Source organism: Moorena sp. SIO3E8 (assembly GCF_010692445.1).
In the GTDB taxonomy this organism is placed as follows: domain Bacteria; phylum Cyanobacteriota; class Cyanobacteriia; order Cyanobacteriales; family Coleofasciculaceae; genus Moorena; species Moorena bouillonii.
The window spans coordinates 98,266-121,145 of the sequence record NZ_JAAHHM010000002.1 but is presented as its reverse complement, the minus strand read 5'-3'; the positions used below and the strand labels follow the sequence as shown (position 1 = coordinate 121,145).

The window sequence follows — 22,880 nt, the reverse complement described above, 5'->3', positions numbered from 1 at the left end:
TGGAAACCCCCTGTTCCCTTGCTGCATTGCTTTTGTAAAGGTGCGCTTTCCCCATTAAGAATTAAATTCGCCACGGGCTTAAAGGGTGACAAGGGTAGTGAAAAGCAGTGGTGAAGGGGGGTGTAGCCAAAATAACCAAAAAAGATTAGGGTGGTCTATGACTACCCTAAAACCTAAAAAATGCTACCGACATTATATCAGAAAGTACTGGAAAAGCATCTCAACGAGAAGCAGAATCTGACAGTTCAACTATTAATATTGATGGTTCAAAGCTTTCGTCAAGTCAAATTATCTACTTTGGCAAGTGTGTTTCCTCAACCGATTAGTTATGAGAGCAGACTACGAAATTTGCAGAGATTTTTAGTACTGCCGCAATGGAATGTAAAACTATTGTGGTTTCCTATAGTCAAATATTGGTTGAGACAAGAATATAACGGAGAGCGACTGAACCGAGAGCAAAGAAGAAGACGGAAAAAATTAAAATTTTCTGATTCGGGGCACATCTTGCTAGTGATAGATCGGACTCAATGGAAGGAAAGGAATCTAATGGTGGTGAGTATAATATGGGGCAAACATGCTCTGCCGGTGTACTGGGAGTTGATTGGCAAAAAAGGTAGTAGTAATTTATCCTTTCAGAAAAAAGTACTTCAACCGGTCTTGAAGCTGATCAAACCTTATCCGGTTATTGTCATAGGGGATAGGGAATTTCACAGTGCCAAGCTGGGAATGTGGCTGAGGCTAAGAAGAGTAGACTTTATTCTACGCCAAAAAAAAAGTACTTGTATTCAACAAAAATCCTTAAATTATCAAGCTTTAAAATCCCAGGGATTTCAACCCGTAGACACTCAATTTATCGAGGATATTACCTGCAATAAAGAGCAGAATCTGTCTCCTTTCAACTTGGCAGTTCGTTGGAAAAAAACATACCGGGGCAAACAACATAAAGCCCCTTGGTACTTGCTGACCAGCTTACCTACTCTTGAGAAGACTTTAACAGTTTATCGCGCTAGATGGGGAATTGAAACACTATTTAAAGACTGTAAGACCGGTGGATACAATTTAGAACAAACTCGGGTTAACTCTACTCGTTTACTTGCTCTTGTTTTGTTAATTGCTTTTGCCTATACCCTCTCTACCTTGACAGGCTATTCATTAAAATATACTCCCCTTTCTATTTATGTTACTCCTACCCATAAAGCTCAGGAACAAATTGAACCACACCATAGTCATTTTACTATGGGATTATTGACTTATGCCTGGGTTAATGCCATGACTTTATGGTCTGAACTTGCCCACAGTCTGATTAATCTCAAGGGAAATAAATCTCTCTCTTTTCAGCGAGGCTTTAAGGCTCTATCCCAACTACAACAAGAGTTAGAGCCTTATTGTCATCCTTAAAGCGCCACGGGTCGCACCTAAATGTTGTGTAGGGTGCGTTAGGGAAGGGCTCGCCCTCATTTTCCCGGTCGCCAGTGTTGGGACAGCCCGTCCGGAATTGTAACGGGCAAGATGCCCATTCCACCAAGATGCCCGTTCCACCCACCGGGTCAAACAGCAAAAATGAGATGCACCTGGCATAAGGGACAAGAGTTTCAGTTTTTTTTTCTGATTTAATAATATGTCGTTTCAATGGGCGACAGCTTAAACACTTCTGCCGTTTACTCTGTAAACGAACCGTATTTTGAGTTTTATTTTATCACTATTAATTCTGAATGTTTAACTGAGGCTAGTAAATAGTGGTGTATTAATCAAAAAGTTGAAATGCACCCACTCTTAACTCTCTGTGTAATCAGTTTTTCCCTCAGCCTTCTTAGCGTCGCTCTAATTAAACAAAACTTAAGTCAACAACTTATTGACATCCCCAAGGAGCGCAGTTCCCATAGTCAACCCACACCCAGAGGGGGTGGTTTGGGTTTTATTATTGCCTTTGCTATTGCCATCATTGCCAGCCAATTTCTTGGTCTTAACCTAATTGATTCCGGACAAAATACGCTTTGGTTCGCCCTCATTCCCTTAGTAATTATTGGCATTATCGACGATTGGCGAGGAGTTCCTGCCAGCGTTCGCTATCTAGTACAATTCTCGGTTGCTACCGTCGTGGTCGCCTCCTGTGGTGCTTTTCCCTTTCCTGGGCTAGCTCACCTAGGTATAGCAGGCGAGCTTATTGCTACTCTACTCACCATCATTGCCATGACCGCCCTGATTAATTTCTATAACTTCATGGACGGTTTAGATGGCTTAGTCGGCGGAGTAACTGCTGTACAGCTAGGATTTTTTGCCCTCTGGTTGAATCAACCCCTTCTGTGGCTATTGGTAGCAGCTTTAGGGGGATTTCTCTATTGGAACTGGTCACCGGCCAAGATTTTTATGGGGGACGTCGGTAGTACTTTTTTAGGTGCTGTGGTGGCGATAACCCTCCTAAGTCAGAATCATAATCCGGCTTCTGCTTGGTCAGCACTGGCATTTACTTTACCTCTAATCGGCGATGCCATTTATACCCTCTGTCGGCGACTGCTGCGTGGTGAAAATATCTTCAAAGCTCACCGTAGTAATCTGTACCAGAGGCTCGAGAAATCAGGCTGGTCCCATAGTCAAGTGGCGATTACCTATATTTGCATAACTCTTCTGATGGCCTTTAGTATTGATTTCCTACGAACCATCGGAGCTTGGAGCAGTTTAGCTTCCGTAATTGTGGCGATCGCCTGCGCAGAAACTTACCTACGGAGGTGTATGCTGTCGTCTACTTAAGTGCCAATTGCACTTTTTCCCACAGTATCCGTATCTCGGTCTTACTCCAATCTCCCCATCTTCCCATCTCCCCATCTTCCCATCTCCCCATCTTCCCATCTCCCCATCTCCCCGCGCTCGTGCCCCACACTCCCCACACTTGAACCTCAATCGCACAAGCAATAACCTTATCAATTCGTTATCTTGATGAAATCCTATATTAACTACCTGCTGATTAGGCTTTATGGTGGCTATAACTCAATCTCCAGACGGCAGAAGCGCCAGTTGCTCGTTGCTCTAGATGCATTTTTATTTTGCTTTGCTATTTATCTAGCTTTTTGGCTCCGCTTCGACAAAACACTTCCCCTCTCAGGAATTTTTAAGTATGCCTGGCTAATTATCCTGTTAATTGTGGTCAAACTTATAGGCTTCCAAGTCTGTGGCATTTATCGTCCTATTCTGCGCTACACAAGCCTAGAGTTTATTACCACAGCAGTCCAAGCTGTTTTGTACAGTTCCGGAGTTTTAGTGATCCTGGCTTACTTACAGGGTTCTTGGCCTCTTCCTCGCTCAGTTCTGATTATTGATGCCTTCATTACTCTATTTCTCCTGATTGGGTTACGACTGCTAATTCGCAGCTCAACTCATAATCTAGCCTATTACGCCGATAGCAATTTACCGCCAGAACGGCTACTGATCTATGGTGCAGGGGCAGCAGGTTCTCAGCTTGCTGCTGCTTTAGCTAATCACCGCAGTTACCGACTAATTGCCTTTATCGATGACAACTCCGATTTGCAACACCGTGTAGTCATACAGGGACTCAAGGTTTACTCTCCTGCTAAGTTGCGGTTACTTTGGCGACAAAAAGCTTTTGATACGGTAATTTTGGCAATGCCTTCGGTAACAAAAGAAACAAAACGCTGTATTCTAGAACGCCTACAGAGTCTTTCAATTCCTGTTAAAACCATACCCTCCTTAAATGAAATACTCTCTGGTGGAGTCTCTATTGATAAACTTCGCAAGATTGATATTGCTGACCTCCTCGGACGAGAAGAAGCTACACCTGATGTTGAACTACTACAAATGCAGGTGACAGGAAAAGTAGTGCTGGTGACTGGTGCAGGAGGCTCCATTGGTTCAGAACTGTGTCGCCAAATTGCTCAGCAGCAGCCCCAGTGTCTAGTACTCTACGAACTCAGTGAATTTGCTCTGTACAATATTGACCTCGAACTAGCAGAAACCTATCCTCAATTGCAGCGCTTTGCTTACCTAGGCAATGTCACCGATAAGGATCATCTCAGTACTGTTTTAAGGGATCATCAAGTCGAGACAGTCTACCATGCAGCAGCCTACAAGCACGTTCCTCTGGTAGAAGTAAATGCAGCGCGAGGCATTGAGAACAACGTTTTAGGAACCTGGACTACTGTCCGCTGTGCCATTGAGTGCGCTGTGAAAAACTTTGTCTTGATTTCCACTGACAAAGCGGTACGTCCTACCAATGTTATGGGCACTAGTAAACGGGTAGCAGAGTTGGTAGTACAGGCATTAGCAGCTCAACCAGGACATTCTACCCGCTTTGCCATTGTCAGATTTGGCAACGTCCTTAATAGTAGTGGTTCGGTTGTGCCTCGCTTCTCCCGACAAATTGCCCAAGGTCAACCCATTACCCTTACCCATCGGGAAATTACTCGCTATTTCATGACCATTCCTGAAGCGGCTCGCTTAGTGATGCAAGCAGGGGCAATGGCAAGTGGAGGAGAGGTTTTCTTGCTGGATATGGGAGAACCAATTCGCATTTACGATCTCGCCTTGCAAATGATTCGTTTGAGTGGGCTTATTCCCCAACAGGACATTGAAATCAAAATAACGGGATTGCGACCAGGGGAAAAACTCTATGAGGAGTTGCTGATATCTGGGGATAATGTCAAACCCACCCGACATCAGAAAATTTTCTCTGCTCAAGAACATTTTTGGAGTTGGGAGATTTTGCAACCGCAGTTGATAGTTCTCCTTGATAAAGCTCGACTCAATGATCGTGCAGGTATTGTTACTCAACTGTGTAATCTGGTGCCAGAGTACCAGCCTTCTCGTTGTAATGTCCCCATTAAGTCACCGGTTGGGGGGTGAGGGAAAATTCATTGTGTAGCTTTGTAATGTTTCTTTTAATCCTTGCTCCAGGGTATAGGGTGGTTGCCAGTTGAGAGTCTGACAAAGTTTGCTACTATCAACCCATAGGGAACCATCCAATCGAGAAATCGTTGAACTATTGAGCATGAAAGTTCGCCTGCTGATTAGTTCTATAGTATCTCCCAAATTACCGGCTAGCCTCAATAAGCTCAGGGGAATTGGCAAGATATGACAGGGTAGTTCTAGACATTGAGCAATTTGTCTGATCAGTTGCGTTGTTGAGAGGTCTTCGCCGTCGCTGATCAGGAAAGTTTGGTTTTTAGCTTGGGGATGGGTGATAATAGTGGCGATCGCATCTACTAAGTTACCTACAAAAACCAAACTACGGCGATTTTTCAAAGAACCAAAGGGTAGGGGGAATTTTTTCTGTACTAATTTAATTAAACGTTCCATATTACCTGGATTTCCCTGACCATAAACTAGGGTAGGACGCAAAATAGTCCAAGTCATCTTGTTGCTTGAGCTTGCTAACTCAATTAAAGCCTGTTCTGCTTTCAATTTGCTGCATCCATAGGGAGTATCAGGTTGGCAAGGAGAGTTTTCGGTGAGAATCTGATCACTTAAGGTTGCCATAGCACCAATAGAGCTAATGAAGATAAAATGCTGTACACCAGCTTTAATGGCATGTTTAACTAGCTGAGTAGTACCTAAGGTATTCACTTCCAGAAATTCTGCTTCCGGATTCGGTGCGTCGTCCTGTAAGATGTGAGCCCTTGCGGCTAGGTGAATTACGGTGTCGATGCCTTCAAGAGCCTTACTCCAATCAGTATGACGATTGATATCACCTACAGCAACGGTTTTGAGGGGTATGGCTGGGGGATGGGGAAATTGGTTACGCACTGCTGCAGTGATTTGCCAACCTTGCTGATGGAGAATGGGGAGGAGATGACTAGCAATGAAGCCAGTTGCGCCAGTAACAAGAATATGTTTCATAATCGCTATGTGCTAAGTTAGAAGTGATTCAGTGATGGCTTTAAACTATCGGTACTACTAACTACACTAAGAGCTATTAGAGTCCGAATTGGATGGGTGTATCTCACTTTTGCTGTTTGATCCGGTGGTGCGTTACGGGGCGGGCTATCCCAACAAGGCGCGAAGAGGCGGAAAATGAGGGCGAGCCCGTCCCTAACGCACCCTACTGGACTGGCACATCTAAAATGGTGCAATAAGCGTAGGTTGGGTTGAAGAATGAAACCCAACACCAGTAACGCTTTGTTGGGTTTCCCTACCGCTCAACCCAACCAACATTTTTAGGTGTGCCATGCCACTACGCAACTACTAACTACACTAAGAGCTATTAGAGTCCGAATTGGATGGGTAGTTATTAAGGAGGATTATGAGTATAAACAATAGGCTGTTCAAGGATTTTATGAGCTTTCCAAGAGCAAAAAATAGACTCAATAAGTTCTGGCTTGTTTTGCTTCCTATGGGACTGTTGTTTATTAGTATCATTCCCTTGCGTTTAGCCATTGCACGCCATCAAGCACCAGAACCCCAGGCTATTTTGGTTCTTGGTGGTAATAAAGATCGCTTCAAATTCACTGCCCAGTTTTCCCACTCCCATCCGGAATTAGATATTTGGGTTTCTGACTACTACAGTAATTTTGAGGGTAACAGGCAGATTTTCCGAAAAGTAGGAATCTCAGAGCAGCGAATGCACTATGATTTTTGTCCTACGGATACGGTAACGAATTTTACTTGCACTGTTAACTATTTTGCTCAGCAGGATATTCAACATATCTACCTAGTAACTTCGGATTATCATATGGTAAGGTCACGGGCAATAGCAACTTTTGTTTTGGGTAGTCGAGGTATTGCAATTACTCCGGTTCCTGTTCCATCAAAAGGCTATCCAAAAGAGTCCAAAATACGAGTTATTCGAGACTGTATTCGTTCTCTCCTCTGGATAGTGACTGGAAAGAGTGGGGCAAGTTTGAACCCAGATCTTAAATCATGAGGGTTTCTGATTTAATAATTGCTGGTAAATCTGCTCAATCTGTTGCACCATCTGATCCACATCAAAAAGCTTTCTAGTTAGCTGTTGGGCATTGTGACCAAGACGTTTCCGTTCCTGGGGATTTTGGAGTAGGTAAACTAGATGATGAGCTAATTTTGCAACATCTTTAGCAGGAAATAGTAAACCCGTTTCGCCATGATGGACAGTTTCGGGAATACCATAGATATTAGGAACAACAACAGGTTTACCTAATAGCATAGCTTCAGTCATGGCTCTACCTAAACCTTCCCAGAGGGAGGAAAGGGCAAAAATATCAGCTATTTTCAGGATTTCCGGTACATCTTCCCTGGACCCCAAGAATTTAACCTGATTTTCAATACCAAGTTGTTGAGTTTGAGTTTGTAAACGGGGTTGCAATTCCCCTTCACCAACCAGTAGTAACAGAGTGTCGGGGGAGTGTTTGAGAACTTGAGCAAAAGCTTCAATTAAGTAATAGGGTGCTTTTTGTTCATCTAAACGTCCCACCATCACAATAATTTGCCAACCATCGGGAATTTCTAGTTGCTGTCGAAGTTGTGGGAGATGACAAGGACGGTCTAATTTACTAAAGTCAATTCCACTGTAGACCGTTTGGGATTTTTCTTGACTCAGGATGCCCAGTTGGATAGCTTGTTTACGGTTAAGTTCGCTAACAGTCAGAAAAAAATCTGTACAGGGGCGCATACTACGCTCTAGATTAATATAGAGTTGGCGCTTCCAACTAGGCATAAAGTCATGGAAAGCAAAACCATGGATAGTGTGGACAACCACAGGAACTTTAGTAATGCGAGCAGCTACACGACCAAGAATTCCTGCTTTTGAGCTGTGGGTGTGCACAACATCAAATTCCTCTCGGCGCAGCAGTTGCACTATTTCTGTGAAGGCTTTAAGGTCATAGACAGGGTTGATAGGATTGACTAAATGGGGTATGGGGTGGAAGGTATCCGCACTTTGTTGAGCGCGATTCAACCATTGTCCTTCTGGATTGGAGGCTAAGTGAACCTCAAATTGATTACGCTCATGTTTTTCCACTGTCAGGAGGGTGTTGTCTTGTGCCCCTCCCACAGCTAAACGGCTGATGAGATGTAATATTTTGGGTTTGGTTTTGAGATAGGTATTCACTAGGTTTCACATTATTATCTACTGTTGTACTTTTGATAAACTTGCTCAAGGAATTTGTTTTGAACAATTTTTTCTAAATAAGGTTTAGCAAAGAGTTGATAGTAGCATTTCAAATAAATTTTGTTAGTATCGTTAATTCGTTTATTATTGCGAGTAATATGTTTGAAGATATGGCGAGCAGCAAACCAATTAGCAGTTTTTCTCAAATCCTTTGATTTTTGCTGCTCAAAGTAACCATCTAAAAATGCATTAGCTAAGCTGTTTGGTACAGTCTTAACTCCAAATTTAGCTGTTCCCCAATAAGCTAATTCCAGCGAAGCCAAAAATCTGCCTACATCTTGTAAATGAGGTACTATCTCATGAGTTGTATTTAAATCTAGCAAATAAATATCATTTTTATTGATTAAAACATCACGAATGTCAAAATTGCCAAGCCCAATTCCAAATGATATGTTTTGGGGACTATATGAGCCTTTCAGTATTTCTTTGTATTCAATATCTATCTGCTCTAACAAAGAGTCTGCTTGGCTTACAAATTTATAGTTATATCCTTGTTTTTGATGGAATTCATATAACCATGATCCGATGGAAAATAAAGTGGTTTCAATGTTTGGATAATGGAGTTTTTTATAAAGCTCAAAACCGATTATTTCTTTGGTGACAATACCATTGAACTTTGATAAATAAGTTATGGGTTCAATGGTATTTATATTTGTAAAATAGTTGAGATTTTCATTCATCCATAAAAGGGACTTATACTCATGTAATCCCTTAGATATTGAATTGTGATTCTTGATTGCTTTACTAAGAGTTGATGTATTATAGTTTTTTATTATTTTAACATAAAGTTTTGGTTGATTTTTTATTGCAAAAAGCAATAAAAAAGAATTAGAACGCATTTCAATGTTTATTAGTTTCGGAAAATTAACACTCTCTAAACTGAATAAACTATTTAATTCGACAGTAATCTCATTAATCAGTGTTTTATTGTTTTTTTTGAACATAAAAAAGTAAGTTTTGATCGGTTTTATAAATGTTATTACAAAACTAAACATTTCATTATTCCTAAATTTCATAATTAACATTCAGCCGTCAGCCGTCAGCCGTCAGCCAAGGCCAAAGGCCGTTGGCCACGCTACGGGAATGGCCACGCTACGGGAATGGCTCACGCTACTTGAGATGCTGACGTAACAGAGATTAAACCAATGCTTACTTGTTTTATTCAAAAGCTGAGAGCTGATAGCTGAGAGCTGAGAGCTGACGGCTGAGAGCTGACGGCTGAGAGCTGACGGCTGAGAGCTGATAGCTGAATGCTTACATTTCATAGATTGTTTGTTTTATGATTCAATAACTGAGAATATAATTCTAACCACTTTATTACTCCCTGCTCACAACTATAATTAGCTACGATATACTCTCGACTTAGCTGACCCATTTTCTGACGCTCAAATAAAGGTAATTCCATCAGACGTTGCATGGCTTTAGCTAAAGCTTCAGAATTTTGAGGTGGTACGAGAAATGCCGTTTTACCATCTAATACCACTTCCCGATTACCACTAACATTGGTGGCTACTATTGGTAATCCTGTTGCGCTTGCTTCTAGTAGTACTCCAGGCATACCTTCCCAAGCTGAAGACATGACATAACCATCTACTCCATTCATAATTTCAGGTATATTGCTGCGTACCCCCAGAAATTTAACCCTATCTTGTAAAGATAATTCTTCGACTAAACTTGCTAATTGCTCTTTGAGAGATCCTTGACCACAAATTAGCAATAAACTCTCTGGAAATCCTTGGACAATTTGTGAAAAAGCTTTGAGCATAGTAGGGTAATCCTTTTGTTCTTCAAGACGACCTACCGCTAACCATGTAAAGTTTTCTCCTAATGAAAATTCTTGCCTGCTCCTAGCTCGCATTTCTAGGTTAGGGGAAAATTTATCTGTATCTACACTATTAGGAATATAAACAATTTTATCTTGAGGAACTGCACCAACTTTAATGTAATGTTCCACTGCTAACTTGCTGACATTGGTAGTGAGATCGCACCAAGGATCTGTTAATCTATAAGCTATCTCACGCCAGCGTTTGCCTTCCTTGATATTTCCAGCAGTAGAAATTAAGAGGGGAACTTTAACAAACAATCGTGTTACCCTTGCTAACAAATTGGCATGAACCAAATGGCTATGTAAGAAATAAGGTTTAAAATCTTTGACAATTTTGGCTAATTTTAAAATTGCTGAGATATTTGGTATTCCCCTTTGCATACCCAGAGAATGAACAGGAATTCCTAATGCAGCCAATTTATCGGTAAAGGCTTTGGGAACAAGCATCGAAACAACTTGCACATGCCAACCGCGATTTTTAAGTTGAGATGCCAGTTGAACTAATTGTACCTCTCTTCCCCCGTAGTCTAAACCAGTAATCAAGAAAGTAATGCGTTGATACTGCTCTGGTAAATTGTCAACTTTGGTAGGTTTAATTGAACCCATTAGTTTTAAATATTCAGTAGTACTCTTTTCTTGGGAGAATTCTTCTTTAGCTCTAGATTGCAACGCTTCCGGGGCAATGGGATTATTCAAAGTGGCTACCATTGCTTGGGCTAAACCCTCCACATCTCCCACTGGAACCAAATTGCCATATTTACCTCCTGCTAAAATTTCCTCTGGGCCACTTTTGCAGTTAGTTGCTACTACAGGGGTTCCCACAGCCATAGCTTCAATTAACACCGTGGGTAAACCTTCTCGATTAGAAGACAGAACAAATAAGGCTGCTTGAGCCATGTAAGCAAAAGGATTATTAACAAATCCTGGTAAACTTACCTTATCTTCTAAGCCCAATTCTTTGACTAAGGCTTCTAGGTGCGGGCGTTCCTCCCCTTCCCCTAAAATCATTAATCGAGCGGAACAGTTTTGTTGAGCGATGGCAAAGGCTTTAATTAAGGTAGGGAAGTCTTTTTGCTTGGTAAGTCTGCCTACCCCTAAAATGACGGGAGGCTCTCTGGGGGTAAACCAGGGATGGTCTATGGTAGCTTGAGCTTTCAGCAGTAAATTAGGGGTAACTACTGGATTATAAATAACTTTGATGTGGTTGCGGGTTAAATTAACTGTAGTGGCTAGGTTATCTGCCACACCTCCCGATACCGCTACAATGGAATCTGCCCAAGGGTAACAGTGATGCATTAAGCCGTGAATTAAGGGGTTTTTCCATGGGGATTGATTGCCCTCAGAAGAGAGAGTGTTACGCACAGTAACAATGATGCGGGTGGGTACTCCAGCAATAAATTTAGCCCACAAGCCAACTAAGTTAACATAATCCATAGCGCAGATGAGGTAAGCAGGTTTTTCCTGTTTCAGGTATTGCACTAGCTTAGGTAGGCTCAACAGCACCCGTTTGGCTTCAAGGTGAACTAGATTAACTTGGGGAGATATATCCGAAAAATAAGCACCATCTTTTTGGGCCAGAACTAAATCTATCTTTAAACCTTGTTCCGCAAAACTATTAGCAAGTCTGAGCATGTTGCGCTCTGCACCACCACCCCGGAGAGAAGCTATAAAAATGGCTATTGTTTGAGTTGATCTAGTCATTACACCGCGCAATAATAGGTAATTTTTTAAATTTTCAATAAGGGCTATTCTAGACTGATTATATTAAATTTTTAGTTTAACTTAAGCTTAATACTTTCAATAGCGAGCGATTAAATAAACTAAAAATATATTTTTATCGCATTTTTAAATCACTAAAAGCATTACTTAGCAAGATTTATAGCCATTATTTGCTTTTTATAAAAATTTATCATATAAACCCTAGGATATTCTAACTAATTAATTAAATTATTTTAAGTCTTTATAGTTTGGTAAAATAGCAAAAAATAAATTAATTTACAGGACTTTTTGAAGTTATATTTAAAACTTTTTTATCTTTCTTTTTGAAACATAAAATATAAAAATAATTGATAAGAAAAAAACCGCACTGCCCTTAATAATTCCTCCTGGATTTCCACCAGAAAGTAATGATGACCATACATTCATAACTACAACGTATAAAAAGGATACCCAAGGTGGATAATTTTTGTCTTTAGTAAGAATAGTTTGTAAGTAACGTCCTAACCATCCATAGGAAATACAAAGCATGATTAATCCCATCCAGGACATACTATAAATTCCCAGGGCAAGAAAGCCAGGTATAAAAGACCACTCATTATGACCAAAAGCCAAGAAAGTATTGATACTAGTCACACTTTGTGGTGTTTCTATAGGAATTAAGCGTTCTGGAATTAAGGTCATAAAACCAAATATAAAATCGGAAAACCACTGGAATTCATATTCATTGTTAAAAGAAGTATCCAATGACTTTAGAGTATAGGAAAAATCTCCAGCTAAATCCTCTTCAAAATTACTTTCCGTACTTGTGCTAGCTTGATGTTCTAGGCGACTAGAAAAATTTCCTATAAAACTATCATATCCTTCTGGAATTGAAGATAAACTTGCAAAAAAAGGATCTCCATAGAGAATTACGGCTATGGCAAAAAACACACCAATAATAATAGATAGCCAGGGAAATTTTTGGCGTTCAATTATATAAGCCAATACAAATGAAATAAAATATCTGATTATGCTAGAACGACTTGATTTAAGTAGAATTGTTATTACAGTTAATGCTATAGATAAGCCTAAAAATAAGTAAAGAATTAACTTGTTTTTAGTATTTTTCCCAAAGAAAGCCAAAGAAGCAAATAAATAAGATGCGTATTCAGCACAATCAAAAAAGTTTTTAAATAGGACTAAACTACCACCTTCAACCAGACCAGAACGAATTGCTGATGACTGAGATAGTGCATTAGAAAAACCACCATACTGAGCACTATAAATTAATACAGAAAAAAAAGAAAATACTATAAAAAAAATAGCTATTTTAATCAATTTTTTTTCATTAGTTTTTCTTATATATATTATTTTTGCTAGTTGAGTAGAAGATTTTGAATAAAAGCCAATCAGTACGAGAAAGTATCCTAAATATATAGATATTACAATTTGTAAATTGCTTTGAAAATCAAATGCATAGCTACTGGGTGATTCTGCAATTCTAGAAAAGATAAATCCAGGGAATATATAGAATAAAACAAAATTAAGATTGAAAAAAGTCAAAAAATCTAGTAGATTTGCTTTTTTTCTGGTAGTTTCTACAAAAACGACAGCAAAAAACAACAGTAGATAGGTAATTGATAACATCTATTTTTTCGGTTCTAACAAGTTTTCTGTCGCCAATCAACTAAATAACTTTCTTCTTCAATCTATTTTTTAGCTTTCGCGGAATTTCATACTGCAAAAAATAGGTGTTAGCACAAATATTTCTCAGGATTGTTCGTTTATCCTTTTCACTGCGAAAATTTTCGGTAAGCAGTGACCTTAAATCATCATTTGGCACCAGATCAATCACTAAATGTACTCTGGTTTGATCCCAATTGTTCCGTACCTGATGAGGAAATGAAAAATCACCATAATAAATATGACCGGTAACCCAATGACAACGGTTGTGGCAAATCGAAAATTATATCTTAGAGCTGGTAATAATTGGAATATGAAAACGAGAAGATATTGCTCCATCAAGAGTGTCAGTTTTATCTCTATGCCACTTGATTACAGATCCTGATTCTAGAAACATTAATCGGACACGACGCTTAGAGCCAGGAAGTTTGGTCAAAATCTCTTTAATATATGGGCACATTCCCATAGCGGGTGTTTCTAAAAAAGGCTTCCCAGGAATAAGTTTATCAGTATAAACATCTCCCCCAGAGGTGATTAAACCTATAGTTTTCCATCCTCCATCGTGGTGATCATGTCTAAAATGTTGCTCTACTCCAAATTTATTGATTAGATTATAGTAATCTGTTAAAAGTCTTTCTTGGGAGAATTGAAGCGGTAATTTACACTGAAGCGAAAGATTACTAATTGCTGTAAATTTTTCAAATATTTCCATATATAAAAAGCTCAAAATTGTGTTTAAATTTCTGAAATGGTGTATCGGTACTTACCAGACTGATTTGGGTAAATTTGATCAACAAATTCAAAACTAATTTGGCATTTTTTTCCTATCGCTATTTGGCAATGATTAACTATTTCATCTAATTCTTTTTGCTCTGGTTGATAATCTTGATTTACTTTCATGATTATTATCACTATTTTTGAATAATTCTTTTGAACAACTTGGAATTTAGAAATCCAGTCTTTAAAACAAAGAAGATAAGTAAAATATGATCCATATACTAGACTACCATCTTGACGCTTAAACATATCCGTAATTCTACCTGAAACTTCCTTAAATATCTGCCTTGAGGGTTCGTTAACCAACAAAGTGCCACGGTCACCAATTTTGTACCGTATTAATGGCATAGCATAGTTAGTTAAATTAGTAACTAAGATGTTTCCTTCAACACCTGTTTGCAAGGAATTATCCTTATCATCTACTATTTCAATATAATTGCCCCAAGGTGCAGCCCATAGACCTTCTTTACCAGGTAGTTCACAAGCAATATCACCCACTTCTCTAGAGCCATAACGATTGAAAACTTGGCATTTAAATACAGACTCAATTTTTTCGCGCATCCAAGGATAAAGTGTGCCCGCAGTGGTTATAATAGCTTTTTGAGGAACAATGGTTATTTGCTCCTGTTCAGCAAATTGTGCCAATTCATATATTGCCTGAGCGTAGGCAATAATTATCTTAGGAGGTTTGTTGTTTAGTCTCTCAATGAACTCTGCCATTTTTTCATGGGTCATCAAGAAAGCATTCATATAGGTCGTATTTCTGAGAAACCCTGATAATTTAGCTTTAATACCTTTGTTTGATAATAAATCGCTTCGTGATCCCCATAAAATTGCTTCTGGCTCACCAGTTTTTATAGCTGAAACTAAATAGGAATAAAGGGACTTAATCGCCATCGAACGGTTGAAATATTCACGGTCTTGAATAAGCCTTATTGGTTCTCCGGTTGAGCCACCTGATTGATTAAAATACCATTGTCGTTTTTGTAAATCTGTAGATTTTATTTGTTCAAAGTTTTGGCGAATTAAATCTTTGGTTAAAACCGGCAATTTTTGAAGATATACTTCTGGATTTTGTTCAAGAAGTGTAGGATTGCCAATTTGAAGCATTATTTGAGTATAATAGGGGACATTAGCTTGGCAATGGTTAATAATTTTTATCAAGTTTGTTTGAGTTGTTTCAGGGTGTATTCCTGAAGTAATTTCTTGACAAAGCTTGTCAAAAATAGCATAGTATTCTCTACCTTGTAGAGAAGAATATTTTGAATAAAGCCATCCTCTAAGATTCATTATTTACTCACATCTTCAAAAACTTTTTTCCAAGCAGGTGTTTCTACAAAAGGCTTTTTAGGAGTTTATCAGTATATAGCAATTATCATAGCTATGAGGTACACAATTTCTGGATTTTATGGAACAGGGAACAGGGAATAGGGAACAGGGAATAGGGAATAGGGAATAGGGAATAGGGAATAGGGAATAGGGAATAGGGAATAGGGAATAGGGAATAGGGATGCGCTGCATCAAGACAGGAAATCAACGTCAAAGAAGACTGTACCTCATAACTGCGAGAAACGCTATATATAAAAAGCTCCAAATCCTGTTTAAATTTCTGAAATGGTGTATCGGTACTTACCAGACTTGCTTGGATCGATTTGATTAACAAATCTAATGATAACTTGATATTATTCTCCCATTAATACTTTGCATTTGTTAACTATTTCGTCTAATTCTTGCTGTTTTGGATCATAACTTGGATTTGCTTTAATAATTTTTATCACTATTTTAAAATAACTCTTTTGAGTAACTTGGAATTTATAAATCCAGTCTTTAAAATAAAGAAGATGAGTAAAATATGCTCCATATACTAGAGTGCCGTCTTTACGTTTAAACATATCTGCACTTCTCCCTGAAATTTGTTTTAAGATTTGTCTTGAGGGTTCGTTAACTAACAAACTACCGCAATCGCCAATTTTGTACCGTATTAATGGCATAGCATAGTTAGTTAAATTAGTAACCAATATGTTTCCTTCAACACCTGTTGGAAGGGGATTATTATGATCATCTACTATTTCAATATAACTGCCCCAAGGTGCAGCCCATAGACCTTCTTTATCAGGTAGTTCACAAGCAATATCACCCACTTCTCTAGAGCCATAACGATTGAAAACTTGGCATTTAAATACAGACTCAATCTTTTCGCGCATCCAAGGATAAAGTGTTGTAGCACTAGTTATGATTGCCTTTTGAGGAACAATGGCTATTTGCTCCTGTTCAGCAAATTGTGCCAATTCATATATTGCCTGAGCGTAGGCAATAATTATTTTAGGAGGTTTGCTATTTAGCTTGTGAATAAACCCCGCCATTTTTTCAGGGGTCATCAAGAAAGCATTCATATAGGTCGTATTTCTGAGAAAGCTTGATAATTTAGCTTTAATACCTTTGTTTGAAAACAGATCTCTTTCTGACCCCCATAAAATTGCTTCTGGCTCACCAGTTTTTCTCCCTGAAACTAAATAAGAATAAAGGGACTTAATCGCCATCGAACGGTTGAAATATTCCCGGTCTTGAATAAGCCTTATTGGTTCTCCGGTTGAGCCACCTGATTGATTTAAATACCACTGTCGTTGTTTTAAATCCGTAGACTTTATTTGTTCAAAGTTTTGTCGAATTAAATCTTTGGTTAAAACTGGTAATTTTTGAATATATACTTCTGGATTTTTTTCAATAAGTTTATAATGGCCAATTTTAGCCATTATTTGAGTATAATATGGGACAGTTTTTTGGCAATGGTTAATAATTTTTATCAAGTTTGTTTGAGTTGTTTCAGGGTGTATTCCTGAACTATTTTCTTGACTAAGCTTGTCAAAAATAGTCGAGTATCCTCTACCTTGTAGAGAAGAATAGTTTGAATAAAGCCATCCTCTAATATTCATTATTATTAACCTCTAAAAACTATCAATTTTTACCAAACTATCAATTCAACTTAACTCCTGTTCATTCTCTGAGTGAGAAATGTCATATTTACAGCAAAACCAATAACATAAACTAAGCTTGTAGATAGAGCAATTCCTGGAATACCTATCCATTGTATGAATAAAAAATTGCATAAAATATTGACTATTAAATTTAAAAGACAAGTCCAAGTGATTAAATAATTCATCTTCATTGAAGTAATTAGTCTAACCACTAAAATATTGCCAACATAAAAAGGTATCTGTAAGGCATACAAAGCTTGAATCTGAGCCACTAAAGATGTGTCATCAGCTGTAAATGCTCCCCTTTGCAAGAGAATCCTAACTATAGGAACGGAACAAATTAAGAGAATAATGGTTAAGGGGATAGTTGTGATTAATATTAGCTTCAGATATTTTTTTAGCGTATGTTTTACACCTCGCCAATCTTCCCTGGCGATCATCTTAGAAAAGTAAGGAGTAACCGCTGTTCCTAATCCTATGGCGACAAGACTAAGGGGCAGAGCAGTCAATTTGTAGCCATAGCTTAAGGCGGCGACGCTTCCCGGTGCTAACATGGCTGCCATTGATTGGTCTACTAATTTAGTACTTCCCATCAGGAATGCAGCAGCAGCAGAGGCTCCATAGAGCCGAAAGACCTCTATAAGCTTAGAGTCAAGCTTATAGAGTTTTGGTATTAAGCTAATGCCTTTTCGCCTCAGTGATATACCTAGGAAAATAATTTGTATTAAAGTTCCTCCTAGTAGTGCTATAACTAAGGCAAAGACTCCCCAAGATGAAAATTTTACAAGTAAAATAATACTTAAGGCAGGGATGGCAATGGGCAAAATAGCTGCCAAGGCAAAACGTTCACCAGAATTCAAAACTGCCTGCCAAGTCGTAACAATTCCCTTGAGTAAAATTAGAGGTGAAACGGCTAAGATTATTTGGAAAGTAAAGTCGATTTTGCCAGAGTCGAAACCGGCGGCAATCTTAGGTAAATAGAAGGGAGCAAAAGCTACCATGAGGATGGTAACCAAGATTAACAATCCAATTACATAAGACATTGCTCCAGAAAGCAGTTTCTGAGCATGTTGTTGTCCTTGTTGCTCTCTTTCCCGTATATAAGTAGGAATAAAAGCAGGTTTAAAAGAACGAGCAACTACATTACCAATAAACTGAGGAAATAGTAATGCCATCACTAATGCATCTACTTCATTGCTGGTGCCAAAACTCCAAGCAACCACAAATTCTTTGCCCACAGATGCAATTTTTACAAGCATAGTCATGGCAGTTACTTTAGCAGCTGCGCCAAAAATTTGACGATTAATCGACCCGCTGGAAATATTTTTCCATAACTTAAATGCATTATGTAATGGCTGTTTTTTCACTGTGAATATTTCATCTATAGCAAAGGGAACAGGGAACAGGGAATAGGGAACAGGGAACAAAAATTATCACAATTCCTACACGGAACCCTATAAATTTTTGATAGCTGTGTGAAGTAACGATTACTAAGACTCCCTAACCAATCCAAAATTACTCTTCTCATCCTTAGACTGGGGAGGATTACCAGCAGATTGCCCGTAGGAGTAAGTGTGACCATGCTTGTTACTAACAAAATTTGCTACCACCCCAGCTAAAGTACACTGATTGTTTCGTAACACCTCCAAGGAACGGGTAATATCATCATGGGTACTGCATTCCATGCCAGCCACAAAGATAATTCCATCCACATAACTGCCTACACTTTGGGTATCAGCAACCCCTGCCACAGCAGGAGTATCGATTAGCACATAATCATAAGTCTGCCGCCACTCATCAAATAGCTGCTTCATTTTCTGGGAATTCAACAGCGCCACTGGATTAGGAGGAGTAGGACCAGAACTGATCAGATCAAGACTTTGAGTCTTTCCTGTCTCAACCAGGGAATACCAAGGACGGTCACTGGTAAGAGCTGTACTTAGTCCCCCATGGTTTGGCAATCCTGCCAATAGATGTAACGTTGGTTGACGCAAATCCCCATCGACTACTAAAACTCGCTGTCCCAATTTAGCCAAAACAGCTCCTAAATGATAGGTAATCGTTGTCTTACCTTCAGAGGGAACTGCAGAAGTGAAAGCCAAAACCTTGATCCTGTTTGTAGCTGCACCAAGATAGCGTAAATTCATGGCCAAAACGTGCAGAGACTCGGTAAATGCTTGCTGTTGGTAGCTTTCTGGATGTCTGCTGTCTGTGACGGTAACACCAGTTATATGTCGTCCAACATTGGGAATTGCCCCTAGTAAAGATAGCTCCGTTAGTTGCTTTAAATCTTCGACCCGTTTTACCTTCTGAGATAACTTCTCCAGCAGGAATGCCGCTCCCACCCCAGACAATCCTCCCATAAGTAAAGCCAAAATCAAATTCTGTTTGACATTGGGAGAAATAGGATTTTCTGGTAGGTAAGGAGACTCAAGAATCTCCCAAGCGGCAATTTCTTGAGCTTCAGCAATCCGTAACTCTTGCCGTTTTTCTAGTAAGTTATTGACTGCTTGGGATCTAACTTCCAACTGACGCTGTAGCTCGGTATACACTTGTTGGAGTTGGGGAATTTGCTGAAACTGAGCTGCCACTTCAGCTTGAGCTTTACGAATAGCCTCTAGCTGCTTTTCCTGAGCCGCCAATCCTGTCTCTAGAGCAAGTAATTGATTAGTTAATGTTTGGCGAGTTTCCCCGTATCCCACCACCTGGTTAATATCAATTTGTGAGCTTGCTGACCCCAGGATGCTTTGGCTACGCTTCTGCAATAGATTCTGTATTTGGTTACGCTTAAGTTGTAAGCTTTCCACCGAAGGATGATTATCCTGGAAACGAGTTAGCTCTAGAGCCAGCTCGGATTCTAGTTCTGTAAGTTGATTAGCTAAGTTTTGATAGTAAGGATCTTGGCTGAGGACCGAATTGGCTAAAGCTGCTTGGGGTTGTTGACCTGCTTCTTGTAGCTGTTGGCGTAACTCCTGTAACTGTCGCTGAGTCTGACTCAGAGCAATTTCTACTTGCTGCTCCTGTTGCACAAGAGATTGCTTGAGTTCAGATACCTGAACAGCGTAAGCTTCTGGTTCCACAATACCATAGCGTTCTCGAAAGCTACGCAGAATTGATGTGGTTGCATTTAGGGCTTGTTGTGCTTTCGGTAGTTGCTCATCAATAAACTGAATTGCATTAGTTGCCTGGGAGCGCTGCCGCTCTATACTGTAATCGACATAGGTATAACTGAGAGCTTCTAGTACTTTTTGAGCCCTTTGGGGATCTGTGTCTTGGTATGAAACGATCAGTACATCAGCATCCCCTACCTGACGAATGGACATGTTTTCGATTACTTCTTTAACAGACAGTTTGTCAAAAGAGCTTTCTGGGGGGCTAATTGCCTTAGCAACCAAAGAGCGACTTTTAAGAATCTCAATTTCCGTAGATAAAGTTTCCTTATTTTTAGGTTTTTCTGTTGGTTGTAACCCATGAACATCAGGCACGGAAGCTTCCCGATACATTAGGATCAGCATCTCTGACTCATATTCAGGGGTCTTGAGAAAAGTTGCTGCTGCCCCCCCTGCAAAAACTGTCGTTGCCACTGCTACTGCAGTTTTCCAAAACCGAAGCAGAATGGACCCCAGTTCAAATAGGTTGATCTCTTCTTGTACGGTTTCAACACTCTCAGTCTTTACTTCCATGCTCATGTTCTGTTAAGTAGTTCTGGTGAGCGAGAACTATTCTATCTAGAGTGAAAACGAATTTCACTTTAGTAAACGCTGATTACTACTACAAGTGCTAACTAGATAATCAGGAAAATAAATACCCCACTTTCCGCACTTGATCTTGTAGCATCAAGTATTTATGGCCAAAAGCTTTCCATTACCAAGGCTATAGTCATCATGAGTAAGCTGTTGTGCATTTAAATTAGATATTATTTTAGTTAGAAAAAAAACCGTCAAACCCTATCTTACTAAGAGGGGTTAGGGGGGATTCCTGCTCCGTAAGCATTCAGCTATCAGCCTATGCGCTACTTGAGGTGCTGCTTGAGGTGCTATCAGCTAATGCGCTACTTGAGGTGCTACTTGAGGTGCTATCAGCCAAAGGCCTGTGGCCAACGGCTGACGGCTGACTGCTGAATGCTTACCCTGCTCCCTTGCTGTCAGAACCATGAAATTTAAATGAAGACCAGCTTACAAAATACCTATACTTTATACAAAAAGTAACCAATAATTATTTCAATTCATTTTTATTTATAGGAGGATTATCCCTGAGTTTATGCCCTTACCATACCCTGATTATACTTCACGAGTATACTTCTATCAGCTATCAGCTATCAGCTATCAGCTATCAGCTATCAGCTAAAGGCTATCAGCTAAAGGCTATCAGCTAAAGGCTGACGGCTGACCGCTGAATCCTGACCGCTGACGGCTGACCGCTGAATGCTTACGAGCGTTTCACGGAGCGCACATCAAAATTATAAGGGTCAAGAAACTGGACAATCATTAGCCGAAACACATTTTCATAGGTCATCCCCCCTTCTGGTACGGATACCATGGGTAAACAACAGAGTAACTGTTTTAAGGACGTTGCTGAAGAGACTGGGGAATGACTGGTGGAAAATAGCTCAAAAAGCTTACTCTTGAAGTCTTCTTCTTGTTCGTAAATGACGCTATTCGGTGCAATTTAAACCAACTTGCTCGGGTCAATTAGTCCTGTTAGGGGGATGACTTGACCATTGAGTTTCAAGGCGTAGGCCATGGCTAAACAGTCGGGATGACAGGGCACTGGTATGATATCTTCTGGTTTAAAGTAGGGGCTCTGGTCCAAAATTGAGCGACGCACTTCTGTGAGAGTGTAGCGATCGCGTTTTGCTTCAAATCCCTCTAGACGACCAGCAGCCTGAATTGGTTGAAAGGTTACACCGCGCACACAGTTCTGTTGTAGAGCATAGTCGATGATTTTGCCAATTTCCTGGTCATTTAGCCCTTTTTTGAGGGTAACCACGAGAGTAGTGGAGATATTAAACTGATTGAGGTTAGCGATCGCATTTTCCCGCACATCCCGTAAATCCGCTCCCCTTAACTCCCCGAGCGCTACTTCAGAAAAGCTATCAAATTGCAAATAGACCTCGATGCCTGGCATATACTGACTTAAGCGATCGCAAAACTTGCGGTCCTTAGCAATCCTGACGCCATTGGTATTAATCATTAAATGTTGAATCGGCTTACTCTTAGCCAAATCCATGATGTCAAAGAAGTCTGGATGAATAGTTGGTTCACCGCCACTCAACTGTACAACCTGAGGTTCACCTTCATTAGCCACTACCGCATCCAACATCATCTCGATTTGGGCTAAGCTTCGGTGGCGTCGGGGTTGATGGGAGCCTGGGAAAGTATCTTGAACACCAGAATCGGCGTAGCAAATGGGACAGGAGAGATTGCACCGGTCTGTGACTTCAATCAGGGTTAAGCAGCTATGCTGTTCATGGTCTGGACATAATCCGCAATCGTAGGGACAGCCATACTTAATCGGGGTATTGAATTTGAGAGGCATTTCCCCTGGTTTAATGAAGTCTTGGCATTGCTTGTAATAGGGGATATCATCAGCAATTAAAACCTCTTCACGACCATGAGTAGGACAGTGTTTGACCAGATAAACCCTCTCATCCTGAAAAATAATTTTTGCCTCGACTTTTACTAAACATTTTGAACACACACTATTGGTTAAGGCATAAAATAGGTAAGGTCGAGTAGGCATAGGAGTTTAGGGGAATTTCCAGGGTTTTAGGCAGTAGGGAGCAGGGAGTAGGGAGTAGGGAACAGAGAATCGGAAATCGGGAATCGGG

General features: G+C 39.8%; 17 protein-coding genes and 1 pseudogene. 4 read left to right on the top strand and 14 right to left on the bottom strand.

The genetic code is table 11. The features are described from left to right. Positions 1-180 precede the first annotated feature (180 nt). Together F6K46_RS01195 and F6K46_RS01190 are read left to right on the top strand one after the other, a co-directional pair. On the top strand, positions 181-1,398 hold the full coding sequence (locus F6K46_RS01195; protein WP_293055130.1) for an IS4 family transposase: 1,218 nt from the start codon (positions 181-183) through the stop codon (positions 1,396-1,398). Positions 1,399-1,761: 363 nt separating this feature from the next. Beyond that, positions 1,762-2,748 (top strand): glycosyltransferase family 4 protein, encoded by a 987-nt coding sequence (locus F6K46_RS01190; protein ID WP_293055128.1) that lies wholly within the window; start codon positions 1,762-1,764, stop codon positions 2,746-2,748. On the opposite strand, the gene F6K46_RS01185 is transcribed toward F6K46_RS01190, so the two are convergent. After that, the gene (locus F6K46_RS01185; protein ID WP_293055126.1) at positions 2,741-2,878 is read right to left on the bottom strand and encodes a hypothetical protein; all 138 of its coding nucleotides are present in this window, start codon (positions 2,876-2,878) and stop codon (positions 2,741-2,743) included. The two genes, F6K46_RS01190 and F6K46_RS01185, sit on opposite strands and share 8 nt — an antisense overlap. A gap of 56 nt (positions 2,879-2,934) precedes the next feature. On the opposite strand from F6K46_RS01185, the gene F6K46_RS01180 reads away from it, so the two are divergent. Beyond that, positions 2,935-4,854, top strand: a complete 1,920-nt coding sequence (locus F6K46_RS01180; RefSeq protein ID WP_293055124.1) for a nucleoside-diphosphate sugar epimerase/dehydratase — start codon at positions 2,935-2,937, stop codon at positions 4,852-4,854. Here F6K46_RS01180 and F6K46_RS01175 read toward each other — a convergent pair. After that, positions 4,837-5,847 carry an NAD-dependent epimerase/dehydratase family protein gene (locus F6K46_RS01175; protein WP_293055122.1) on the bottom strand — a complete coding sequence of 337 codons (1,011 nt, stop codon included), beginning with the start codon at positions 5,845-5,847 and terminating at the stop codon, positions 4,837-4,839. The two genes, F6K46_RS01180 and F6K46_RS01175, sit on opposite strands and share 18 nt — an antisense overlap. A gap of 493 nt (positions 5,848-6,340) precedes the next feature. Here F6K46_RS01175 and F6K46_RS01170 point away from each other — a divergent pair, with 493 nt between their 5' ends. Beyond that, on the top strand, positions 6,341-6,871 hold the full coding sequence (locus F6K46_RS01170) for a YdcF family protein (protein WP_293055120.1): 531 nt from the start codon (positions 6,341-6,343) through the stop codon (positions 6,869-6,871). Here F6K46_RS01170 and F6K46_RS01165 read toward each other — a convergent pair. From F6K46_RS01165 to F6K46_RS01105, 12 genes and pseudogenes are all read right to left on the bottom strand, one after another. After that, on the bottom strand, positions 6,866-8,032 hold the full coding sequence (locus F6K46_RS01165; protein WP_293055118.1) for a glycosyltransferase family 4 protein: 1,167 nt from the start codon (positions 8,030-8,032) through the stop codon (positions 6,866-6,868). The two genes, F6K46_RS01170 and F6K46_RS01165, sit on opposite strands and share 6 nt — an antisense overlap. Before the next feature lie 14 nt (positions 8,033-8,046). Continuing rightward, positions 8,047-9,087: a hypothetical protein gene (locus F6K46_RS01160; protein WP_293055116.1), complete on the bottom strand. Its 1,041-nt coding sequence runs from the start codon at positions 9,085-9,087 to the stop codon at positions 8,047-8,049. Between the two features lie 51 nt (positions 9,088-9,138). Beyond that, positions 9,139-9,357 (bottom strand): hypothetical protein, encoded by a 219-nt coding sequence (locus F6K46_RS01155; RefSeq protein WP_293055114.1) that lies wholly within the window; start codon positions 9,355-9,357, stop codon positions 9,139-9,141. Continuing rightward, entirely contained in the window at positions 9,354-11,618 is a 2,265-nt protein-coding gene (locus F6K46_RS39980) for a glycosyltransferase (protein WP_366510688.1), read from the bottom strand. The genes F6K46_RS01155 and F6K46_RS39980 overlap by 4 nt, the downstream gene beginning before the upstream one ends. Positions 11,619-11,936: 318 nt before the next feature. Next, positions 11,937-13,262 carry an O-antigen polymerase gene (locus F6K46_RS01140; protein WP_293055112.1) on the bottom strand — a complete coding sequence of 442 codons (1,326 nt, stop codon included), beginning with the start codon at positions 13,260-13,262 and terminating at the stop codon, positions 11,937-11,939. 40 nt (positions 13,263-13,302) lie between these two features. Next, positions 13,303-14,010 (bottom strand): annotated as a pseudogene (locus F6K46_RS01135) (aspartyl/asparaginyl beta-hydroxylase domain-containing protein). Positions 14,011-14,033: 23 nt separating this feature from the next. Further along, positions 14,034-15,365, bottom strand: a complete 1,332-nt coding sequence (locus tag F6K46_RS01130; protein WP_293055110.1) for a hypothetical protein — start codon at positions 15,363-15,365, stop codon at positions 14,034-14,036. A gap of 57 nt (positions 15,366-15,422) precedes the next feature. Then, positions 15,423-15,596 carry a hypothetical protein gene (locus tag F6K46_RS01125; RefSeq protein ID WP_293116710.1) on the bottom strand — a complete coding sequence of 58 codons (174 nt, stop codon included), beginning with the start codon at positions 15,594-15,596 and terminating at the stop codon, positions 15,423-15,425. A 161-nt stretch (positions 15,597-15,757) separates the two neighbouring features. Next, the gene (locus tag F6K46_RS01120) at positions 15,758-17,008 is read right to left on the bottom strand and encodes a hypothetical protein (RefSeq protein ID WP_293055106.1); all 1,251 of its coding nucleotides are present in this window, start codon (positions 17,006-17,008) and stop codon (positions 15,758-15,760) included. A gap of 50 nt (positions 17,009-17,058) precedes the next feature. Continuing rightward, the gene (locus F6K46_RS01115; RefSeq protein WP_293055104.1) at positions 17,059-18,417 is read right to left on the bottom strand and encodes a lipid II flippase MurJ; all 1,359 of its coding nucleotides are present in this window, start codon (positions 18,415-18,417) and stop codon (positions 17,059-17,061) included. Between the two features lie 123 nt (positions 18,418-18,540). Next, positions 18,541-20,739: a polysaccharide biosynthesis tyrosine autokinase gene (locus F6K46_RS01110; protein WP_293055102.1), complete on the bottom strand. Its 2,199-nt coding sequence runs from the start codon at positions 20,737-20,739 to the stop codon at positions 18,541-18,543. A 979-nt stretch (positions 20,740-21,718) separates the two neighbouring features. Continuing rightward, positions 21,719-22,792 (bottom strand): radical SAM protein, encoded by a 1,074-nt coding sequence (locus F6K46_RS01105; protein WP_293055100.1) that lies wholly within the window; start codon positions 22,790-22,792, stop codon positions 21,719-21,721. Positions 22,793-22,880: the final 88 nt, after the last annotated feature.